The organism is Streptomyces lunaelactis (genome assembly GCF_003054555.1).
Classification (GTDB): domain Bacteria; phylum Actinomycetota; class Actinomycetes; order Streptomycetales; family Streptomycetaceae; genus Streptomyces; species Streptomyces lunaelactis.
This window is the reverse complement of record NZ_CP026304.1, coordinates 622003-642424: the sequence shown is the minus strand read 5'-3', so window position 1 is coordinate 642424 and position 20422 is coordinate 622003. Positions and strand designations below refer to the sequence as shown.

Genomic DNA, 20422 nt, shown 5'->3' with positions numbered 1-20422 from the left:
TTCCGAAACCGCCGGGTACGGTGACCAACGCATCGATAGTCCTGAGGCCGCCCACCGCCCGCCCGCCCGCTCGCTCGCGACACGACAGGGGAGTTTGATGTTCGGCAAGGTATTGGTCGCCAACCGCGGTGAGATCGCGATCCGCGCGTTCCGTGCGGCGTTCGAGCTGGGTGTCTCCACGGTGGCGGTGTTCCCCTACGAGGACCGCAACTCATTGCACCGGGCCAAGGCGGACGAGGCCTACCAGATCGGTGAACCCGGCCATCCCGTACGCGCGTACCTGTCGGTCGAAGAAGTGATCAAGGCCGCGCGCAAGGCAGGCGCCGACGCGATCTACCCCGGCTACGGGTTCCTCTCGGAGAACCCGGACCTCGCCGCGGCCTGCGCGGAGGCCGGGATCACCTTCGTCGGACCTCCCGCGCCGGTGCTGCTCCTGACGGGCAACAAGTCCCGCGCGATCGCGGCGGCACGGGAAGCCGGTGTTCCCGTACTCAAGTCGTCGCAGCCCTCCACGGACGTGGACGCGCTCCTCGCCGACGCCGACGACATCGGCTTCCCGCTGTTCGTCAAAGCCGTCGCCGGTGGTGGCGGGCGGGGCATGCGCCGGGTGGCCGAACGAGGCGAACTGCGGGAGTCGATCGACGCCGCGATGCGCGAGGCGCAGTCCGCCTTCGGCGATGGGACGGTCTTCCTCGAGCAGGCCGTGGTGAACCCGCGCCACATCGAGGTGCAGATCCTCGCCGACGCCGACGGCAGCGTCGTGCACCTGTACGAGCGCGACTGCTCGGTGCAGCGACGTCACCAGAAGGTCGTCGAGATCGCGCCCGCGCCCAATCTGGACCCGGAGCTGCGCGAGCGGATCTGCGCCGACGCCGTCGCGTTCGCCCGCCACATCGGTTACGTGAACGCCGGCACCGTGGAGTTCCTCGTCGACGAGCGCGGCAGCCACGTCTTCATCGAGATGAACCCGCGCATCCAGGTGGAGCACACGGTGACCGAGCAGGTCACCGGCCGGGACCTGGTGATCGCGCAACTGCGCATCGCCGCCGGGATGACTCTTCCCGAACTGCGCCTGACGCAGGACGACATCGTCCTGAACGGCACCGCACTCCAGTGCCGAATCACCACCGAGGACCCCGCCAACGGCTTCCGGCCCGACGTCGGCACCATCTCCGCCTACCGCTCACCCGGCGGGCCGGGCGTCCGGCTCGACGGCGGCACGGTGCACACCGGCGCCGAGGTGTCCGCGCACTTCGACTCGATGCTCGTCAAACTCACCTGCCACGGGCACGACTTCGCCAACGCCGCCCGTCGCGCGCGCCGCGCGATCGCCGAGTTCCGCATCCGCGGAGTGGCGACCAACCTGCCCTTCCTCGGCGCCGTGCTCGACCACCCCGAATTCCGCGCCGGACGCATCACGACCAGCTTCATCGACGAGCATCCGGAGCTGATGCGGGCCCGCCCGTCGGCCGACCGCGGCAGCCGCATGCTCAGCTACCTCGCCGAGACGACCGTCAACCGTCCCCACGGGCGCCGACCGCACGTCATCAACCCCAGCGACAAACTGCCCTCCATCCCGATCGGTACGCCGCCGCCCGACGGTTCCCGCCAGCGCCTGGCGGCCCTGGGGCCGGACGCCTTCGCCGCCGGACTGCGCCGCCAGTCGGCAGTGGCCGTCACCGACACCACCTTCCGTGACGCGCACCAGTCGCTGCTCGCGACCCGCGTGCGGACGCGGGACCTGCTGGCCGTGGCCCCGCACGTCGCGCACACGGCGCCGCAGCTGCTGAGCCTGGAGTGCTGGGGCGGTGCGACCTACGACGTGGCGCTGCGGTTCCTCGCCGAGGACCCTTGGGAACGACTCGCGGCGCTGCGGGAGGCCGTACCCAACGTCTGCACCCAGATGCTGCTGCGAGGGCGCAACACCGTCGGCTACACGCCCTATCCGACAAAGGTGACGGAAGCGTTCGTCGCCGAGGCCGCGGCCACGGGCATGGACATCTTCCGTATCTTCGACGCACTCAACGACGTCTCACAGATGCGTCCGGCGATCGACGCGGTACGCGCCACCGGCACGGCACTGGCCGAGGTCGCCCTCTGCTACACCGCGGACCTGTCGGACCCGGCCGAGCCGCTCTACACGCTGGACTACTACCTGCGCCTGGCCGAGCAGATCGTCGAAGCCGGTGCGCATGTGCTGGCGATCAAGGACATGGCCGGGCTGCTGCGCCCGCCCGCCGCCCGCACGCTGGTGACGGCGCTGCGGGAGCGGTTCGACCTTCCGGTGCATCTGCACACCCACGACACGGCGGGCGGACAGATGGCCACGCTGATGGCCGCGATCGACGCGGGTGTCGACGCGGTCGACGCCGCGGTCGCCTCGATGGCGGGCACCACCAGCCAGCCGCCGCTGTCCGCGCTGGTGGCCGCCACCGACCACACGGAGCGGGCAACCGGTCTGTCGCTGCAGGCCGTTGGGGATCTGGAGCCGTACTGGGAGGCGACGCGGAAGGTCTACGCGCCCTTCGAGTCCGGTCTCGCCTCGCCGACGGGGCGCATCTACCACCATGAGATCCCCGGCGGACAGCTGTCGAACCTGCGCCAGCAGGCCATCGCGCTCGGCCTGGGCGACCGCTTCGAGCTGATCGAGGACTGCTACGCGGCGGCGGACCGGATGCTGGGCCGGCTGGTGAAGGTGACGCCCTCGTCGAAGGTCGTGGGAGACCTCGCGCTGCATCTGGTCGGCGCCGGGGTCGAGGCCGCCGACTTCGAGTCCGACCCGGGCAAGTTCGATGTGCCGGACTCGGTGATCGGCTTCCTGCGCGGCGAGTTGGGCGACCCGCCCGGCGGCTGGCCCGAGCCGTTCCGCACCCGCGCGCTGCAGGGCCGCCCGCCGCGGGCGGCGCTGCCGACGCTGTCGGACGAGGACCTGCGCGGTCTGCTTCAAGCGCCCCGGCCGACGCTGAACAGGCTGCTGTTCCCCGGCCCCACCAAGGAGCTCGACGCCCATCGCGAAGCCTACGGCGACACCTCCGTACTGCCGACGCAGGACTTCTTCTACGGCCTGGAACCCGAGACCGAGCACACGGTCACCCTCGAGCCCGGCGTCACGCTGCTGATCGAGCTGGAGGCCATTTCCGAGGCGGACGAGCGGGGCATCCGTACGGTGCTGACCACGCTCAACGGGCAGCTGCGACCGGTGTCGGTGCGGGACAGGTCCATCGCCACGGAGGTCAAGGCGGCGGAGAAGGCCGAGCGGGGCAACGACCGTCATGTCGCCGCGCCGTTCGCGGGTGTGGTCACGCTGCAGGTGGACGAGGGCGCCTCGGTGTCCGCGGGCGAGACGGTGGCCACCATCGAGGCGATGAAGATGGAGGCGTCCATCACCGCGCAGCGCGCCGGCACGGTCGGACGGCTCGCGATCGGCAAGATCCAGCAGGTCGAGGCGGGCGATCTGCTCATCGAGATCAACTAGCGGCCGGCGTGGGCTGCTCCGCGTGTTCGGGCACGATGCGGTGCAGCCCCTTGCGGTCGTAGTACGTGGTCATCGCGAAGCCGAAGAGCAGTCCGGCCGCCATGCCGATGGCCATCATGGTCCAGCCCCGGGTGAGGCCGGCGTCGCCCCGCGCGTCGAAGTACAGGATCGAGCGGACGCCGTCGGTGAGCTGGCGCATCGGTTCGAAGTAGGACAACACGCGATAGAAGTCGGGAAGCGCCTCCAGCGGGACGGTGGCACCGGAGGAGGGCAGCGACAGTGCGATGAACACGAACATGCTCACGAGCTGCCCGATCCCGCCGAACGCGGCGTTGATGGCCTGGACGCCGACGCCCACCGTGGCCGATGCGCCCACCGAGAAGACCCACAGCAGCGGGATGTGGGTGGCGTCCATGCCCAGGATCGCGACACTGGCGAGGAGGATCAGGGTGGATGTCAGCACTGACAGGGCGACCGACATGGCACAGGTGACCATGAGCGTCTGGGTGCGCGAGATGGGCACCGTGGGCAGCTGTCTGCGCAGGGGGCCGATCTCGCTTGCCGCGTAACCGAGGCCCACGTCGACGCTGTTGCTGATGACGTTGCCGCCCAGAAAGCCGACCAGTACCAGCAGCAGTGTGTAGTAGAACGCGGTCAGCCCGAGGCCGCTGCGCGCGCCGATCGGATGGCCGACGGTCACCTCGACCGTGATCGGGTCGGCGAGCAGGAGCCGCTCGGCGTTGGTCACTTCGCCGCCCTGGGCCTGGAGGCGGTCGGTGAGGGAGCGGCCCAGTTGCGTCGAGGCCGAGTGCGCTGCCTGTTGGGCGATCGAGGCGGCCAGGGACGAGGCCAGACTGCCGGCCCCGGGATTGGTCAGCATGGTCATCGTCGGCCTGTCCGGTGCCCGCTGTCCCGAGGCCTCCAGCGCCGCCACCGAGGCTGAGAAGTCCTGCGGCACCTCGAGGACGCCGTACAACTTGCCCGAAGCCAGACCGTCTCTGGCCGCGGCCGGGTCCAGCACCCGCCAGGCGACCTGGTCCTTGGGGTCGGGCGAGGTGTTGATGCTCTGAGTGATCTGAGCACCCAGATTCACCCGCTGTCCCGTCACCACGGCACCCCGGTCGGCATTGACCAGCCCGATCGGCATGCGCTGCAAGTCATCGCGCGGGGTGAGAATGCCGCCCAGGTAGACGAGGGAGAGCAGCAGAGCCACCACTCCCACGATGACCGTGGGCAGCACCCAGATCTTCGGGGTCCGCAGTACCCGCCCCGCCGTGGTCCCCGTCAGGCGTTGATTCGAAGGCATGACTCTCCTCGGGGAAGCGCCGGCGTACCGAATGCCCGGATCCGGCCTTCTGCCCCAGTTAACTCACGCCCGTCGGTGACGGCGAGGCGCCCCGCCGGGTCTCGTGATCGCGCGCGATCAGTCGGCGGCAGCGCCGCTCCAGTCGGCTGCCACATGGGCGATCCGTACGCGCTGGGGGTGGTCGCCGACCGCCACGGAGGCGACCTTCCTGCCGGTGGCGAAGCTGATCGCGGTGACGCGGTCGGCGCCGCTCTCGGAGATGACGCAGAAAGTGCCGTCGCCGCTGACGGTCGCCCAGTACGGCTTCGAGGCCTCCACCAGCGGCCCTTCCTGGAGCGATGCGCGGTCGACGATCGTCGCGTAGTCGTCCATCGTCCCGGCGATGCACAGCTTGTCGCCCGCGGAGTTCACCGACATGCCGTGGTGGCGTGAGTCGTTGACCCATGTCGTACGGTCCTCGCTGGTCGCGGGGTTCTTCGGCAGCGTCTTCGCCCGGGTGATCCGGTCGGAGGCGACGTCGTACTCGAGGAAGCCGTTGAAGAAGGAGACCTGGAAGTAGAGCTTGGAAGCGTCCGGTGTGAAAGCGACGGGCCGGACCGCGTCGGACAGGTCCTTGCGTCCGAAGGCGTCGAGCCGCTCGCGCATGTCGATGACCTTGACCTCCTTGAAGGTGGTGGCGTCGACCACGGTGATGCGGCGGTCGCCCTTCGTCCAGTCCCACGCGGGGGCGTCGAGGGCGGTGTTGACCTCGCCGATCGACATGTTCCACAGGTACTTGCCGCCGTCGGTGAAGACGTTCTCGTGCGGCTTGTCCCCGGTCTTGAACGACCCGAGCTGCTTGCCGGTCCGGATGTCGAGCACATGCACGGTGTTGGAGGTCGAGGCCGAGACGGCGACGCGGGTGCCGTCGGGGGAGACCGCCATGTGGTCGGAGCGGTAACCGGACACGGGGAAACGCCAGTTGATCCGGCCGGTGGCGAGATCGATCGACACGACGTCGGCGAAACTCGGGCGGGAGACGACCATGGCCGAGCCGTCGGGCGTGGAGTACATGTCGTCGACGAACTGGTCGTGTCCCTCGCCGGGGCCGTTGCGGATGCCGAGAAAATAGATGAGCTTGACCGGGTTGAGGTAGATCTCCGCGAGTCGCTCGGCCTTGTCCGGGATGACGTTGACGCGGCCGATCCTGGCGAAGTCGCCGCTGGAGGCGATGACGTCGGCGGTGCCGTCCCAGTTGTTGCCCACGAACATCACCTCCTTGAGGCGGGCGGTGGCGCCCTGTGCGGCGCTTCCGGGCGTTGTCCGAGGCGCGGTGGGCGGGGCGGCCGCGGCTGACGAACCTGCGACGGCGATGGTCAGAGCTGTGGCGAGAACACTGAGCGCGCGCAGGGGCGGACGGTGCTGGGGGAGGGACATCGTTGTTCCTTCCGTGGGGGGCGAGTCCGGGCTCGTGGTGCGGAAGTGGCTCTGGAGTGCGGCGAGTTGTGCGACATTCCCACTCTGAATACGGTCCCGTTCAGATTGGGCTACTGGAAAGTAACGACAGCCGGGGCGCTCCACAAGACTCACGACACGGGAAAATGGCCGTAGCGACGAGGGAGGGGCAGTGGCGGGCAGGCTCGCAAAACCGACCGGCCGTTACGCGGGCAGGTCAGCCGAGGAGCGGCAGGCCGAGCGGCGTCAGCGGTTCCTCGACGCAGGGCTCCAGCTCTTCGGTGACAGCCCTGGTTACCGTGCAACGACCGTGGCGGCGCTGAGTGAGGCCGCGGGACTGTCCACCCGTCAGTTCTACGAGGAGTTCCGCACCCTCGAGGACGTGCTTGCCGCTCTGCATCTGCAGGTCAACGACTGGGCGGAGGCGGCCTCCCTGGCCGCGCTCGCAGGGGCCGACGGGCTGCCGATCGCGGAACGGGCCGCGGCGACCTTCCGCGCCTATGCCGCCAACGTCACCGGCGACCCGCGTCGTATACGCATCACGTTCGTCGAGATCATCGGCGTCAGTGCACGGCTGGAGGAGCAGCGTCTGGCCCGCCGCTCCCGCTGGGTGGATCTCATCTGCGCGGAGGCGGCAGCGGCGGCCGAGCGCGGGGAGGCGGCGCCGCGCGACTATCGCATCGCTGCGGCGGCCTTCATCGGAAGCGTGAACGGTCTGCTGCACGACTGGAGGGCCGGCTGGGTGGACGCGACGCTCGATCAGGTCGTCGACGAGCTTGTGCAGGTGCTGCTTGGCATCGTGCGCCCTGCGGACACCGCTTAGGGGGTGGCCCGGCCCCCTTCAGCGGGCTTCCGGACCACTCAGTCCTGCCGCGTCGAGGAGTGTGCCGACGGTCGCTGTGGTGAGCCCGTCGAGGATCTCGTCGCCGACCCCGGCGCGAGCGCTCGCGCCGTCGAAGACCAGGGTCAACTGCCGTGCCAGCAGTGCGGGATCGTGCGCGCCGCCGCGTTCCCCTTCCGTGCGGAAGAAGTCGGTGAGGGACTGCTTGGCCCCGCGGGCGACCCGGCTCGCCGGATGCTCGGGGTTCTTGAGCTCGACCTCCGTGGCGAGGAACGGGCAGCCCCGGTAGCCGGGCTTCACCGACGCCGCCTCCAGCTGTTCGAAGACATGCAGGATCCGCGAGCGGGGCGGCCGCCCGTCGTCCTCCGGGGGGAGGAGCAGCGCCTCGGTCGAAGCGGCGCGCCGCTGCAGGACGGCGGCGAGGACCGCGTCCTTGCTGTCGAACAGCTGGTACATGGACCGCTTGGAGACCCCGGCCGTCCTGCAGAGCGCCTCGACGCCGATGCCGACGCCCTCGCGGTAGAAGAGCTCGGCCGCGGCGTCGAGCAGCCGCTCCCGTGTGGAGGCTGTCGCTGTCGTGGTCATGCCTTGAGGTTACCGCTGGGGGTTGTCAGATGAAAACCGATCGGTTTACCCTGATTGAAACCGATCGGTTTCCGGGTCGGTGAAAACCACCCGCTCCGCGGGACGAGGAGGCATGACCATGCAGATCGAAGGCGCAGTGGCTCTGGTGACCGGGGGCAATCGCGGACTGGGGGAGCAGTTCGTCAAGGCGCTGCTCGACCGTGGGGCGGCCAAGGTCTACGCGGCCGCACGCAACCCGGACACGGTCACCACACCGGGCGCGGTGCCGCTCGCGCTCGACATCACGGACCCCGACTCGGTCCGTGCCGCAGCCGAGAAGGCCCAGGACGTCACACTGCTGATCAACAACGCGGGGATCTCCACCGGAGCCGGGGTGATCGACGGGGACCTGGCGGACTACCGGCGGGAGATGGACACCCACGTCTTCGGCACACTCGCGATGAGCAGGGCCTTCGCACCCGCCCTGGCCCGCAATGGCGGCGGCGCGCTCCTCAATGTGCTGTCGGTGCTCTCCTGGTACGTGATTCCAGCCGGCGCCGCCTACAGCGCGGCCAAGGCGGCCGAGTGGTCCGTCACGAACTCCCTGAGGGTGCAACTGGCCGAGCAGCAGACGCTCGTCACCGCGCTGCACGTCGGGTACATGGACACCGACATGGCCGCGAGCCTCGACACCCCCAAGGCCGACCCTGCCAAGGTCGCCCACGCCGCTCTCGACGGCATCGAGGCGCGACAGTACGAAGTCCTCGCCGACGACATCAGCCAACAGGTCAAGGCCGGGCTCGCCGCCGACCCCTCCGCGCTCTACCCGCAGCTTCTCGGCTGAGACCTCCCGCGGCTCCCGTTCCCGGCGGGAGCCGCGGGATCCTTCACGGTCGGCGCAGCAGCCGGCAGACGGTTTTCGAGTTATCCGGCCGCGGTCACGGACGCGCCGGGGATGTCGAGACCGGCGGTGCGTGCCCCGCGCTCGGCGAACGCGACCGCTCGGTGGCCATTTGGCCCTGCAGATGGAGAGCATCACGTCCCGGCAAGATCGGCCGGACAGGGCCCAGGGCCTCCCGCTCGACCGGGCGAACCACCGGGCCGGGTCGGCGCCCCGGCCGACGCCGTAGAACCGGCTCGCGAGATGGACGGGCGTCCGTGCGTCCCAGTCGGCTTCTGCGCATCAAGCCCTCCCGGCGCATCCCGCCCTCCCGGCGAGGGCGGGACGGGGCTGTCCCCGGTGGCACGCGGGCAAAAGGCCCGCGTGCTGCTCAATGCGGCCATTGCGGTTGTGCCAGCCCCGGGCAGGGCGGATTCTGGAGGCAATGAACCGGGCTGGTGTGGCGCTATGAGCGCATGGAACACGGCGGAGAGTGCCGATTTTCGTGGTCCGCTCGACATCACCAGGGCAGCCACGGCGGTGCTCGACGCCCAGGACACGATCATCGGGTGGAGCCGCGCGGCGGAGGATCTCCTCGGCTACCCGCAGCACGAGATCATCGGAAAGCACGTGGATACGGTCCTGCCGCCCCGGGAGGACCCCGAGTTCACTGCCGAGCCCGAGTCGGCCGCAGCCCGGCGCACCCCACTGAGCGGAAGCGAGATCCGCGTCGCCCTGCACCGGGACGGCCGCGAGCTGCTGCTCGCCACTGCGGTGTCCGACCCGCCCGGCACCGGCACGGCGGCTCGTGTCCTCGTAGTGACGGAGCTGGAGGGTCTGCGGCTGTGGGAATCGCGGCTGGCCCTGCTGCAGGGGCTGGCCACCCAGTCGCCCGTCGGTCTGGGCATCTACGACACCGACCTGCGCCTGACGTGGTGCAACGCCGCGTACGAACGGGAGATCGGACGGCCGTTCGCCGAGTTCCGCGGTATGCGCGCCGATGAGCTGTACTCCGAGGGCAGGTTCCTGACCAAGGGGTACCCGCAGACACTCGCCGGCGTCATGCAGCACGTAATCGACACCGGCGAACCGATCCTCGACCTGCACTTCTACGGGGAACCACCCGGCGACCCCGGCAAGAACCACCTCTGGTCATGCGCCTACTACCGGCTCCAGGACGCCGACGGGCATGTGTTCGGAGTGTGCGAGGACGCATTCGACATCACCGACCGCTACGAGGCCCAGAAGCGGCTGGCCCTGCTGGTCGAAGCCGGCCGCGCAATCGGCACGGTGCTGGACGTCGTCGTCACTGCCGAGGAGATCACCGAGGTGGCGGTCCCGGACTTCGCCGACACCGTTACGGTCGACCTCGCGGAGGAAGTCGTGGAAGGGGAGGTGCTCGGCGCCGGCCGCCCGGCAGAGACCGACCTCGTACGAGTCGCCTCCCGGCCGGCGCCGGCAAAGGGGCGCGGCGACCCGGGGGAGTCCCCGCAGCGATCGCCTGTCGCATACCCGCCGGGCTCTCCCCAGCACCGCAGCCTCGCCTCGGGCGGTCTCGTGCTCGAGGACAACACCCTGGTCGTGCCGTTGCGGGCCGGGGGCAGCACGCTGGGTCTCGTCACGTTCCTCCGTGACTCCCCGCTGACCACGTTCGACGACGGCGAGGTCGCACTCGCCGACGAGCTCGCGGCTCGTACCGCAGTGTGCATCGACAACGCCCGACGCTTCACACGTGAACGTATGGCCTCACTCGCCCTGCAGCGCCAACTGCTGCCGCAGCACCTGCCGCAGCAATCGGCGGGCGAGGTGGCCTATCGCTACCTTCCCACCGACGACGTGACAGGGGTCGGCGGCGACTGGTTCGACGTCATCGCGCTCTCCGGAACGCGGGTCGGACTCGTCGTCGGGGATGTGGTCGGCCACGGCCTGCAGGCGGCCGCCACCATGGGACGGCTGCGCACCACCGTACGCGCGCTCGCTCAACTGGACTTGTCCCCCGACGAGTTGCTCACGCGTCTCGACGATCTGGTGAGCCAGTCGGCGGAGGACCAGTCGGACGCCTCCGGCGCGCTCGCCGACCCTCACGAGGACGACGCGACCGGTGCTACGTGTCTTTACGCCGTCTACGATCCGGTCTCGCGTCGCTGTGTCATGGCCCGGGCGGGCCACCTGCCGCCGGCGATCGTGGACCCCGACGGCCGGCTGTCCTTCCCAGAGCTTCCCGCCGGTCCGCCGCTGGGGCTCGGAGGCCTGCCGTTCGAGTCCATGGAGATCGAGTTGCCGGTGGGCAGCCTGGTGGCCCTCTTCACCGACGGCCTGGTCGAAGCCCGCGACCGTGATATCGACGAGGGGCTCGAGATCCTGGGGAGGGTACTCGGCGACCGCGGAGCGTCCCTGGAAGAACTGTGTGACAGCGCTCTGTCGGCACTTCTCCCGGACGGCACGACGCCCGACGACATCGCGCTGCTGCTCGTGCGTACGCGCGAACTCGACGCCGGCCAGGTCGCCGACTGGGAGCTGCCCGCCGAACCTGTCGCGGTGGGCCACGCCCGGGAGCTCGCTATCGGGCAGCTTCACAAGTGGGGCCTGGAAGAGCTGTCGTTCTCGACCGAGCTCGTGGTCAGCGAGCTGGTCACCAACGCGGTCAGGCACGCCGGCGGGCCGCTGCACCTGCGCCTCATCCGTGACCGCACGCTCCTGTGCGAGGTCGCGGACGCCGGCCACACCTCACCGCACCTGCGCCACAGTGCGGAGGACGACGAAGGCGGGCGCGGGCTGTTCATCGTCGCGCAACTGGTGCACCGCTGGGGAACGCGCTACACCCAGTCCGGGAAGACGATCTGGACGGAACAGGCCTTTCCCTCGGACGGATGACGTGCTCCAGGGCAGGGCGACCGGTCCGGTCGCCATGGCCTTCCGCCTCAGTAGTAGCCCTTTTCGCCGTCGAGCAGCTCGCGAATGGTGTCCATGTGGCCGGCGTGCCGGGCGGTCTCCTCGACCATGTGGATCACCATCCACCGCAGAGTGGCGGCGGCGGAGCCGAAGTCCGGGTGCCGGCCGATGTCATCCAGCGAATGGGCGGCGATGATCTCGTTCGACACGGCACATTGCCGTTCGTATTCATCGAGGAGCTGTGCGAGCGGGATGCCTTCGACCATCATGTCGGCGTCCTCGGGCCCGTCGTCGAATTGCGGTCCCTCGGCCGGTCGACCCAGGAAGAGGACCTCGAACCAGCAGTGCTCGACCCAGCGCATGTGGGAGACGAGCCCCGCCATCGTCATGCAGGGCGAGGTCGGAAGGACGGATCGGTGGGCATCCACGTCGGACAGCCCTTCGCATTTCCACTGGATGATCGAGCGCTGCATGTCGAACCAGCCGATGAGCTGGGTCCGCTCGTCTGCGACGAAAGGAGGGCGATTGCGGGGAGGCGTCATGAGCGCCGACGCTACCCGCGCACGGCCTCATCTCGCACCGTAGTTTTGACCAGGGGATTCGCCGCCAGTGTCACATCGTCAGATGCCAGGCCTGGTCGGCACGTTGTCGGGCTTCGGTGTGTCCGCTGCGTCGAGGAGCTGTCCTCTAGCAGGCCGACGCCGCACGGGCAACAGTGCGCACACCGCCGTCGGCGGCCTCCGCTGTGGGTGGCGTCACCATTTCCCGGCGATCTTCCCGTTCCTAGGGTGACCGGCACCTCGGAACATCTGCGGGAGGTCTCGGATGCCCTTGCACGTAAGCCCGCCCAAGCCAACCCTTCTTCGCCGTGCCGCCGGTCGTACGGGCGCGGTCCTCGCTCTGCTCGCGGCCACGCTGTGGCTCGGCCCGGCGCCCGCCGCGCATGCGGCCGTCCCCCTGGAGAGGGTGAGCAGTTTCGGCGCCAATCCCGGCGCTCTGAACATGTACGTGTACCGGCCCGCCACCCTCCCGGCGCATCCCGCGGTCGTGGTCGCCCTGCACGGTTGCACCCAGAGCGCTCAGGTCTACGCCGACAACTCCGGTCTGACGACGTTCGCCGACCGGCATGGATTCCTGCTGGTCTTCGCGGAGACGACGTCCGCGAACAACCTCAACAGCTGCTTCAACTGGTTCCAGGCGACCGACATTCAGCGCGGCCAGGGCGAGGCCGCGTCCGTGCGCCAGATGGTTGCCCACGCGGAGACCGCGTACGGCGCCGATGTCGCACGTACGTACGTCACCGGGCTGTCGGCCGGAGGCGGCATGACCGCGGTGATGCTCGCCGCCTACCCCGACGTCTTCGAGGCGGGCGCGGTGATCGCGGGGCTTGGGTACAACTGCACCATGGACACGGGAGCCTTCACCTGTATGAACCCCGGTGTGGACCGTACGCCCGCGGTCTGGGCGCAACGGGTCCGCGACGCCTACCCCGGGTACACCGGGCCGTGGCCGCGGGTGGCCGTCTGGCACGGCGACAACGACCCGACGGTCGTCCCGAAGAACGCCGACGAGCTGCGGGACCAGTGGACCGCTGTGCACGGGGTGGACCAGAGCCCGGACCGTACGTCCACGATCGGGACCGGCCAGACGCGCCGCGAGCAGTATCTGGCGGGCGATGGCAGAGTCGTTGTCGAGGTCGACCGGGTGCCCGCGATCGGCCACGGAACTCCGGTCGACCCGGGCAGCGGGCCCCAGCAGTGCGGCCGGACGGGCACCGCGAACTTCATCGACTCCATCTGCTCCGGCTACTGGATCACCGAATTCTTCGGCCTGGACGGCTCCGCGCCCACTCCCGGCGGTCTGCCCGCCCCGGCCGGGCTCGCCGCCACGAGTGCCACGGACACCTCAATCACCTTGAACTGGAACGCAGTTGAGGGAGCGGCGAGCTACGCGGTGTACCGGGACGGGGCGCGTATCGCCACTCCGTCGGCCGCGCCCTTCACGGACACGGGGCTGAACCCGGGGACAGGGCACGACTACAGCGTCGCCGCACGCGACGCGGCCGGCGCCGAAGGCATCCGGTCCGGCCCGCTCACGGCCACGACCACCGGCGGCGCGGCGGCCTGCTGGACCACCGACAACTACCACCAGGTGCAGGCAGGCAGGGCCACCACCGACGGCAGCTACGCATACGCCAAGGGCTCCCAGCAGAACATGGGCCGCTACAACACCTTTGTCACCCACACCCTCAAGGAATCCCCTGCCGGCCACTACGTCGTCGCCGACGGCAACTGCCCCTGACGCGGCCCGACGGGTCGGTCGCGCTCGCCGCCCGCGCATGGACCGTCCAGGGCGGAAGGACGTCTCGGGCCGCTTCGGACTGACAGCGCACTTCTGCGTCGGCCACCCTCGCCGTGCCCGGAAGCGGGTGGACATGCGCCGTGCCGGACGGTGGGACGGGGCGTCGTCGTCCAGTCACCTCCCGCCCCCGATTCTCAGTCCGCCGGCGGACCGTCCGTCGTGTCCAGAGCCGGCCTGTGGCCGGGCCAGGCGTTGAGGGCGGTCGCCAGCTGGGCGCGCGAGCGGACGTCCAGCTTCTGGTAGATGCGGGTGAGCCGCGCCTCGACCGTCTTCACACTGAGGTACAGCTTCGCCGCCGCCTCCTGGTTGCTGGCCCCCTGGCGTACCAGCAGCGCTAGCCGCAGCTCCGCCTCCGTGAGGGAGGACAGGGCGCCGCCGCGGGCCGGGTCGGGTTCGGTCGTACGGGACGGGGGTTCCGTCACCAGCGCCAGCCAGGGGAGCGCCCCCGCCCGTTCGAAGTCCGTGGCCGCGGCCTGCAGCGCCTGCTGCGCGGCCGACCGTCTGCGGCGCCGTCGCTCGACCCGGGCGAGCGCGATCAGCGCCCGCCCGCGCTCCAGCGGCAGACCGGCCACCGCGAAGCGATCGGCGGTCCGCGTCAGCAGCTCCGCCGCCTCGTCGGACTTCCCGCCGGCCGCCAGATACAGCGCGTACGCCCGGTCGCAGCCGAGCAGGACCGTTGCCCGGCCCAGACGTTCCGCGACCGGACGCACGTCGGCGAGCAGGGCCGCGGCCTCCTCCGGTGCGTCGTTCGCCAGCAGCGCCTCCGCCAACTCCTCGTGCCAGCGCAGCATCGACGGGTCGACGGTCGACTGGGCGTGTTCGCCGGCCTGCACCCGGCGCAGGGTCTCCAGGGCGTTCGCGACATCCCCGGCGATGAGCTGGACCCGGCCCAGGGCGTACAGGCTGCGGGTGAGAAAGACATGATCGCCCTCCTCCTCGGAGGCCTGGGCGCTGCGCCGGGCGTAGCTCGCGGCGCGGGCGAAGCTGCCGCCCGCGGTCTCGGCGAGGGCCAGCGCGTACCAGGCGGGCCCGGGCGAGAGGCCGGCCTCCAGGGTGAGGGCGAGCGACCGCCCGGCGTGCGCGAGCGCGGCCGCGCTCTGACCCTGCCGGGCCTCGATCTCCGCGAGAGTCCGGAACAGCTCGATGGCATCCTCGACCGGACCACGGCGCTCGACCAGCGGCAGCAGCGCGTTCAGCTGGTCACGTGCGTCGGTGAGACGGTCGTCGAACAGGGCATGACGGATCGTCAGGATCTGGGCCGCGTTGCGGATACCGGGCGGGCGCTCGAACACCTCGAGGGCCCGCGCCTCCGCGAGCACCCGCTCCGCGTCCGGCGAGCCGAGTACCCGGTCCATGCGCGCCTGCACGGTCAGCGCCCGCGCCGCCGTCTTCCGGTCGCCCACCGAACCGGCGAGCGCGGCGGACTCGACGGCGGCGGCCCGGGACCGTACGGGATCGCCGTCGGCCAGCACGTACTTCACCGCCAGCCGGAGCTGGACGGCCGCCCGCAGTGCCGTATCGCCTTCGGAGTCCTCCATGGCGTGTACATAGATCTCGTCGAGGCCGCTCAGTCCCTGCCCGGCCGTGTCCAGTACCGCGAGCCGCGCTCGGACCCGGTCGGCGGGCGCGGCGTCGCGGGCGAGGAGGTCGGTCGCGGCCCGCATCGCAAGGTCCGCGCGGGCTGCGCGGGCCGCTTCCTCGGCGGCCTCGACGAGCCGGGCGAGTCGCTGCCCGCTCTGCTGGACGGGCGTGGACTCGGCGGCGAGCAGGGCGAGTTCGGCGGCCAGCGCGCTGTTCCCGCGGCGGCGTGCGGTGTCGGCCGCCGCCGCGACCTCCGCTGCCAGCTGCTCGTCGGGGACGTCCGTGGCCAGCGCCCGGTGCCGTACCGCCTCGACGGGGTCGTCGACGACCTGCGCGAGAGCCGCGTGACCGTCGCTGCGCTCGGTCCAGCAGGCGTCGTGCACCAGAGTCGAGGGCAGCACCCCGGCCGTGAAGGCGACCGTGCCGTCCTCCTTGAGGGAGATCAGATTCGCGCGCTCGGCGGCGGCGAGGTCGGCCTCGGCGGTGGGGCGGCCCGCGCGGCGGATCAGCGACGCTGTCGGGCGCAGTGCCAGCGCGGCCAGCAGGAGTGTGCCGCGGACGGTGGGGGAGGCGGCGCCGAGGAGTTGCCGGGCGAGATCGCGGGCGCGCCCGGACAGGGACAGCGCCTCGGCGTGGTGCACAGGCGTCCGCGCATCGGCCAGCGACCGGCCGACCGCGAGCGCGAGACGCGGATTGCCGCCGCTGGCCTTGTGGATGCGGCCGGCCATCCGGGACGGCAGGCGGTGGTGGATGAGGAGTTCGGCGATCTCGTCGGCGTGCAGCGGCGGTACGAACAGGACGTCGGCCTCGGACGGCACCCAGAGGGGCTCCGGGCCCGGTGGGCCCGTTCCTGGTCCCTCGGGGCCGTACGCCGCCGGGGTCTCGACTGCGATGACCCGCAGCGCCGAGGGAGCCAGATGCAGGGCGAAACGCAGCAGGTCCGCGCTGTCGGCGTCGATGCGCTGGACGCCGTCGACGACGAGCAGGACGGGGCCTTGCACGGCGAGGGTCCGCAGGGTCTGAGCGAGGGCCAGCCGCAGGGCGATGGGGTCCCAGCCCTCGTCGGGGACGGGTGCTTCGCGGCACAGCATGGCGACGGCGGTCCGCTGCGGACCGGGCAGGCCCTCGAGAATGTCGTACGCGCCGGGGCTTCGGGGCGGGCCGGTGTTGGCCCGGGCCGTGGGCCAGGACACGCTCGCCGAGATGGACGCGACGAGGGCGGCGGCGACCGCGCCGGGTATGTCCCGGTCGGCGGGCAGCGTGGGGACCCACAGCACGGCCTCGCCGCGGGACTCGGCGCGCGCGGCGGCGGCCAGGGCGACCTCTGTCTTGCCGACCCCGGCAGGGCCGGTGAGCAGGGCGCGGCCGCGGGTGTGCAGCACCCGTTCGAGCCGTGCGAGGAGCTCCTCCCGGCCGACGGGCGCAGGGCGGTACGCCGTCGTCGTCACGTATCCACCACCCCCGTTCTGACCTGCGCGGGTCTCTGCCCGTGAGAGCAGAGAATACGAAGCAGGCCGCAGCAGTCCAGGCCTTGCGTCCGGCATTCGGACATGCATGGACGGACAGGCGGCGGGGCGCGCCCGCGGCGAGATGCCGCGAACGCGCCCCTGACCAGCCATGTTGCAGTTGTGGCGGGTGGTTTTAGAAGGTGAGACTCCAGGAGTCGATGTAGCCGGTGTCACCCGCTGCCACGTCGCGCACCTGCAGCTTCCAGGTGCCGTTGGCGACCTCGCTCGACGCGTCGACGGTGTACGTCGCCAGGACGTTGTCGGCGCTGTCGGAGGACGAGGAGGCCTTCAGATTGCGCACCGTGCCGTCCGGGGCGATCAGGTCGATGACCAGGTCGCCGCGCCAGGTGTGCTTGATGTCCACGCCGACCTTGAGGGCGGCGGGGGCGTTGCCGGTACGGCCGGTGACGGCGATCGACGAGGTGACGGTCGCGAGGTCGCCGATCGTCACGTCCGCCGTGCTGCTGAACGTCGTGCCGCCGGGGGTGCCGGTGACGGCGTTCACGGTCTTCGTGGCGTCGGCGATGCCGGTGCCGCAGCCGCCGCTGCACGTTCCCGGAAGCGGCCTGGCGTTGCTCTTGATCGCGGCCTCGATCTCGGCCGGGGTCAGAGTGCTCTTGGCCGACTTCAGCAGGGCGGCGAGCCCGGCGATGTGCGGGGCGGCCATCGAAGTGCCCTGGTAGGGCTTGTAGTTCTCCGTCGACTGGGTGGTGGCGCCGGAGTTCAGCGTGGAGAGGATGCCGTTCTCGGGGGTGGTGACGGTGCCGGGGGTGTCGGTGGCGCGGCGGGTCTCGCCGCCGGGCGCGGAGACGTCGATGATGCTGCCGAAGTTGGAGTAGAACGAACGGTTGCCCTCACGGCTGGTGGACGCCACGTTGATGACGCCCGAGCAGTTGGCGGGGGTGAATCCGGAAGCGTTGGCGTTGCTGTTGCCGGCCGCGACGACGACGGTCGTGCCGCGCGACACCGCGCCGTTGATCGCGTTCTGGTAGACGCTGGGGCAGGTCGAGCTGGCGCCGCCGAGGCTCATGTTGATGACCTTGGCCGGGTTCGCGTTCGCCGGGATGCCCGGGACGGTGCCGCCGGACGCCCAGGTGATGGCGTCGGCGATGTCCGACGAGGAGCCGCCGCACTTGCCGAGCACGCGGACCGGCTGGATCTTCGCGTTGTACGCGATACCCGCAACGCCCTTGCTGTTGTTGGCCGTTGCCCCGATCGTGCCCGCGACATGCGTGCCGTGCCAGGAGGAGTTGCCCGCCGTGGAACCGGCGCCGCACTCGCCGGCGGTGGCGTTCCAGTCGCCCTCGTCCTTGGCGTCGCTGTCCCGGCCGTTGCCGTCACGGGCGTCCGCGGAGGCCGAGATGAAGTCGTAGCCGGATACGACATTGGCCGCCACGTCCGAGTGGGCCGCGTAGCCGGTGTCGATGACGGCGACCGTGACACCGCTGCCGGTGGTCTTGTCCCAGGCGCCGGGCACGTTCATGCCGCCGGTCGCCTCGAACAGGTCCCACTGCTTTGTGTACTCGGTGTCGTTCGGGGTGACCGCCATCGCGTAGGCACGGATGTCGGGCTCGACGGACGCGACCGACGCGTCGGCGCGGAAGGCGTCCATGACCTCGGTGAGGTCCTTCTTGGACGCCTCGCCGCCCAGGTCGACCAGAGCCGCGCCGCCGGCCAGGCGGCGCTCGAACGACAGGCTCTCGCCGGTCTCGGTGCCCTTGGCCGTTGCGTCGCCCGCGGCGGCCGCGTTGGACTTGGCCTCTGTCGCCTTGGACTTGTAGGTGACGATGACCTTCTCGACCGGTGCGGTGGGCAGCGCGGCCATGGACTGCGAAGCGGGAGCGGGCTTCGGCGAGGGTTGCTGCGGGGCTGCGGCGAGTGCCACGGAGGACGTAGCGGCGACGGCGGCGATGACGGCGCTCGCGGCCGCGACGGATATGAGTCTCCGTCTGGAACCGTTCAAGGTGTTCCCTTTCAATGACGGTGCGGAGCGCGGCGGGCGGCGCGGGAACCGCGGTTCGCTGTGGGGGTGCGATCCGGGGTCCCCTGGGCCGGGTCGCCCGCGCGCCGCCGCCGACGCGACGGCCCCTGGTCAAGGGCCGCCACCGACGGAGCCCATGATTTACATGCACCTGACATTGAAGAGTCAGAGGATGAGATCTGCCGGTCCGGCAGACAGTAGGGAACGCCGAGATGAACCCGATACGGGGAAAACCCTTGTCACCCCCGTGCGGGCTCCCTGGGGGCGTCGGGGGAGCGCGAGGAGCGGGTGGCGGTGCGGGGCGGGCGAGCTGACGGTCCGTCGGGCCATGTCGGGCGATACCGCCACACTTCGCGCTCCCGGTGCGCGGCGGCACCGCCCGGGCGCGGCCCGGGCGGGGTGTCGCGTCGCCCGGAACGGCGGATGTCAGTGGGCGCTGGCATGCTGAATTCGACCGACCCCATCCACCATCCACCGCGTACCTGCGGGAGGAGAACTGCGATGCTGACGACCACCTACGTCCAGGGCGCGCCGAACTGGCTCGACCTGGGAAGCCCCGACATCGAAGCGGCCGCCGCCTTCTACGGAGCCGTGTTCGGCTGGGAGCTCCAGAGCATGGGGCCCGAAGCCGGCGGGTACGGCTTCTTCCAACTGGACGGAAAGACCGTCGCCGCGGTCGGCCCGCTCACCGAGGAGGGCGCGACCTCCTCGTGGACGCCCTACTTCCAGACTGCCGACGCCGACGCCACGACCAAGGCCGTCGAGCAGGCGGGCGGCACCGTTCGCGTCCCGCCGGACGACGTTTTCACGGCAGGCCGGCTGGCGGCGTACACCGACCCGACCGGCGCCCAGTTCGCGGTCTGGCAGCCCGGCGACAACAAGGGCCTGGACGTGGTCACCGATGTGAACACGTTGAGCTGGACCGAGCTGTACACCACGGACGCGGCCGCAGCGAAGGACTTCTACCGCTCCGTGTTCTCCTGGGACTACGAGGACATGCCGTTCCCCGGCGTCACCTACAGCGTCGTCTCCCCGGCGGGCGGCGGCCAGGAGGCCACGCAGGGCGGCATCATGCAGCTTCAGAAGGAGAACCTGGACGCGGGCTCGGGCTCGGAGTGGCATCCGTACTTCGAAGTGGCCGACGTCGACGCCACCTTCGCCAAGGCCGCCGAGCGGGGCGCCACGACGCTCATCCCGCCGATGGACGCGGAGGGCGTGGGCCGCATTGCCATGTTCATGGACCCATCCGGTGCGCAGGTGGCCATCATTCGCGGCAGCGACCGCTGAGGCGTCCTGCTCGATTCGCTGGCTCACTCACGCCACGTCAGGGAGTCGTCGTGAAAGCCCTCGTCGCCACCGGCTACATGCCGCTCGACCAGATCGCCATTGCCGAGGTCCCCACACCCGCCCCGGGACCGGGTCAGGTGCTGATCAAGGTCGAGGCCGCGGCACTCAACCCGCTCGATCTGGCGCTGATCACCGGCGCGGTGAAGGACATGTACCCCGCCGACCACCCATTGGTGGTCGGTATGGACGCGGCAGGCACCGTGGCCGGGGTGGGGGAGGGTGTTTCGGCGCACGCTTCCCGTTCGAGACGCC

Annotated in this window: 12 protein-coding genes and 2 pseudogenes; 7 read left to right on the top strand and 7 right to left on the bottom strand. The window is 70.7% G+C overall.

Annotated elements, in window-relative coordinates; all coding sequences use genetic code 11:
• The first annotated feature begins 97 nt into the window (after window positions 1-97).
• Window positions 98-3475, top strand: coding sequence for a pyruvate carboxylase (locus SLUN_RS02885; protein ID WP_108147018.1), 3378 nt, complete (start codon window positions 98-100; stop codon window positions 3473-3475).
• On the opposite strand, the gene SLUN_RS02880 is transcribed toward SLUN_RS02885, so the two are convergent.
• On the bottom strand, window positions 3468-4781 hold the full coding sequence (locus SLUN_RS02880) for a YhgE/Pip domain-containing protein (protein WP_108147017.1): 1314 nt from the start codon (window positions 4779-4781) through the stop codon (window positions 3468-3470). The two genes, SLUN_RS02885 and SLUN_RS02880, sit on opposite strands and share 8 nt — an antisense overlap.
• Window positions 4782-4898: 117 nt before the next feature.
• Window positions 4899-6197 (bottom strand): YncE family protein, encoded by a 1299-nt coding sequence (locus tag SLUN_RS02875; RefSeq protein WP_108147016.1) that lies wholly within the window; start codon window positions 6195-6197, stop codon window positions 4899-4901.
• 190 nt (window positions 6198-6387) lie between these two features.
• Here SLUN_RS02875 and SLUN_RS02870 point away from each other — a divergent pair, with 190 nt between their 5' ends.
• On the top strand, window positions 6388-7038 hold the full coding sequence (locus SLUN_RS02870) for a TetR/AcrR family transcriptional regulator (RefSeq protein ID WP_108147015.1): 651 nt from the start codon (window positions 6388-6390) through the stop codon (window positions 7036-7038).
• Window positions 7039-7056: 18 nt separating this feature from the next.
• On the opposite strand, the gene SLUN_RS02865 is transcribed toward SLUN_RS02870, so the two are convergent.
• Window positions 7057-7641, bottom strand: a complete 585-nt coding sequence (locus SLUN_RS02865) for a TetR/AcrR family transcriptional regulator (RefSeq protein WP_108147014.1) — start codon at window positions 7639-7641, stop codon at window positions 7057-7059.
• A gap of 118 nt (window positions 7642-7759) precedes the next feature.
• Between SLUN_RS02865 and SLUN_RS02860 the strand changes: the two genes are divergently transcribed.
• Window positions 7760-8464 (top strand): SDR family oxidoreductase, encoded by a 705-nt coding sequence (locus SLUN_RS02860; protein ID WP_108154476.1) that lies wholly within the window; start codon window positions 7760-7762, stop codon window positions 8462-8464.
• A gap of 86 nt (window positions 8465-8550) precedes the next feature.
• Here SLUN_RS02860 and SLUN_RS40815 read toward each other — a convergent pair.
• Window positions 8551-8797, bottom strand: a pseudogene (locus SLUN_RS40815) (SAM-dependent methyltransferase); the annotation flags it as partial.
• Window positions 8798-8968: 171 nt separating this feature from the next.
• Between SLUN_RS40815 and SLUN_RS02855 the strand changes: the two are divergent.
• Window positions 8969-11374 (top strand): SpoIIE family protein phosphatase, encoded by a 2406-nt coding sequence (locus SLUN_RS02855; RefSeq protein ID WP_108147013.1) that lies wholly within the window; start codon window positions 8969-8971, stop codon window positions 11372-11374.
• A 47-nt stretch (window positions 11375-11421) separates the two neighbouring features.
• On the opposite strand, the gene SLUN_RS02850 is transcribed toward SLUN_RS02855, so the two are convergent.
• Window positions 11422-11934 carry a DinB family protein gene (locus SLUN_RS02850; RefSeq protein ID WP_108147012.1) on the bottom strand — a complete coding sequence of 171 codons (513 nt, stop codon included), beginning with the start codon at window positions 11932-11934 and terminating at the stop codon, window positions 11422-11424.
• Between the two features lie 283 nt (window positions 11935-12217).
• On the opposite strand from SLUN_RS02850, the gene SLUN_RS02845 reads away from it, so the two are divergent.
• Window positions 12218-13693 carry an extracellular catalytic domain type 1 short-chain-length polyhydroxyalkanoate depolymerase gene (locus tag SLUN_RS02845; RefSeq protein ID WP_108147011.1) on the top strand — a complete coding sequence of 492 codons (1476 nt, stop codon included), beginning with the start codon at window positions 12218-12220 and terminating at the stop codon, window positions 13691-13693.
• A 194-nt stretch (window positions 13694-13887) separates the two neighbouring features.
• On the opposite strand, the gene SLUN_RS02840 is transcribed toward SLUN_RS02845, so the two are convergent.
• Both SLUN_RS02840 and SLUN_RS02835 read right to left on the bottom strand, forming a co-directional pair.
• Window positions 13888-16782: a helix-turn-helix transcriptional regulator gene (locus SLUN_RS02840; protein ID WP_257153641.1), complete on the bottom strand. Its 2895-nt coding sequence runs from the start codon at window positions 16780-16782 to the stop codon at window positions 13888-13890.
• Between the two features lie 193 nt (window positions 16783-16975).
• A complete protein-coding gene (locus SLUN_RS02835; RefSeq protein ID WP_503461798.1) occupies window positions 16976-18805 on the bottom strand; it encodes a S8 family serine peptidase in 1830 nt (609 codons plus the stop codon).
• A gap of 519 nt (window positions 18806-19324) precedes the next feature.
• Here SLUN_RS02835 and SLUN_RS02825 point away from each other — a divergent pair.
• Both SLUN_RS02825 and SLUN_RS42270 read left to right on the top strand, forming a co-directional pair.
• Entirely contained in the window at window positions 19325-20110 is a 786-nt protein-coding gene (locus SLUN_RS02825) for a VOC family protein (protein ID WP_108147008.1), read from the top strand.
• A gap of 77 nt (window positions 20111-20187) precedes the next feature.
• Window positions 20188-20388: pseudogene (locus tag SLUN_RS42270) on the top strand (alcohol dehydrogenase catalytic domain-containing protein); the annotation flags it as partial.
• Between the last annotated feature and the right edge of the window lie 34 nt (window positions 20389-20422).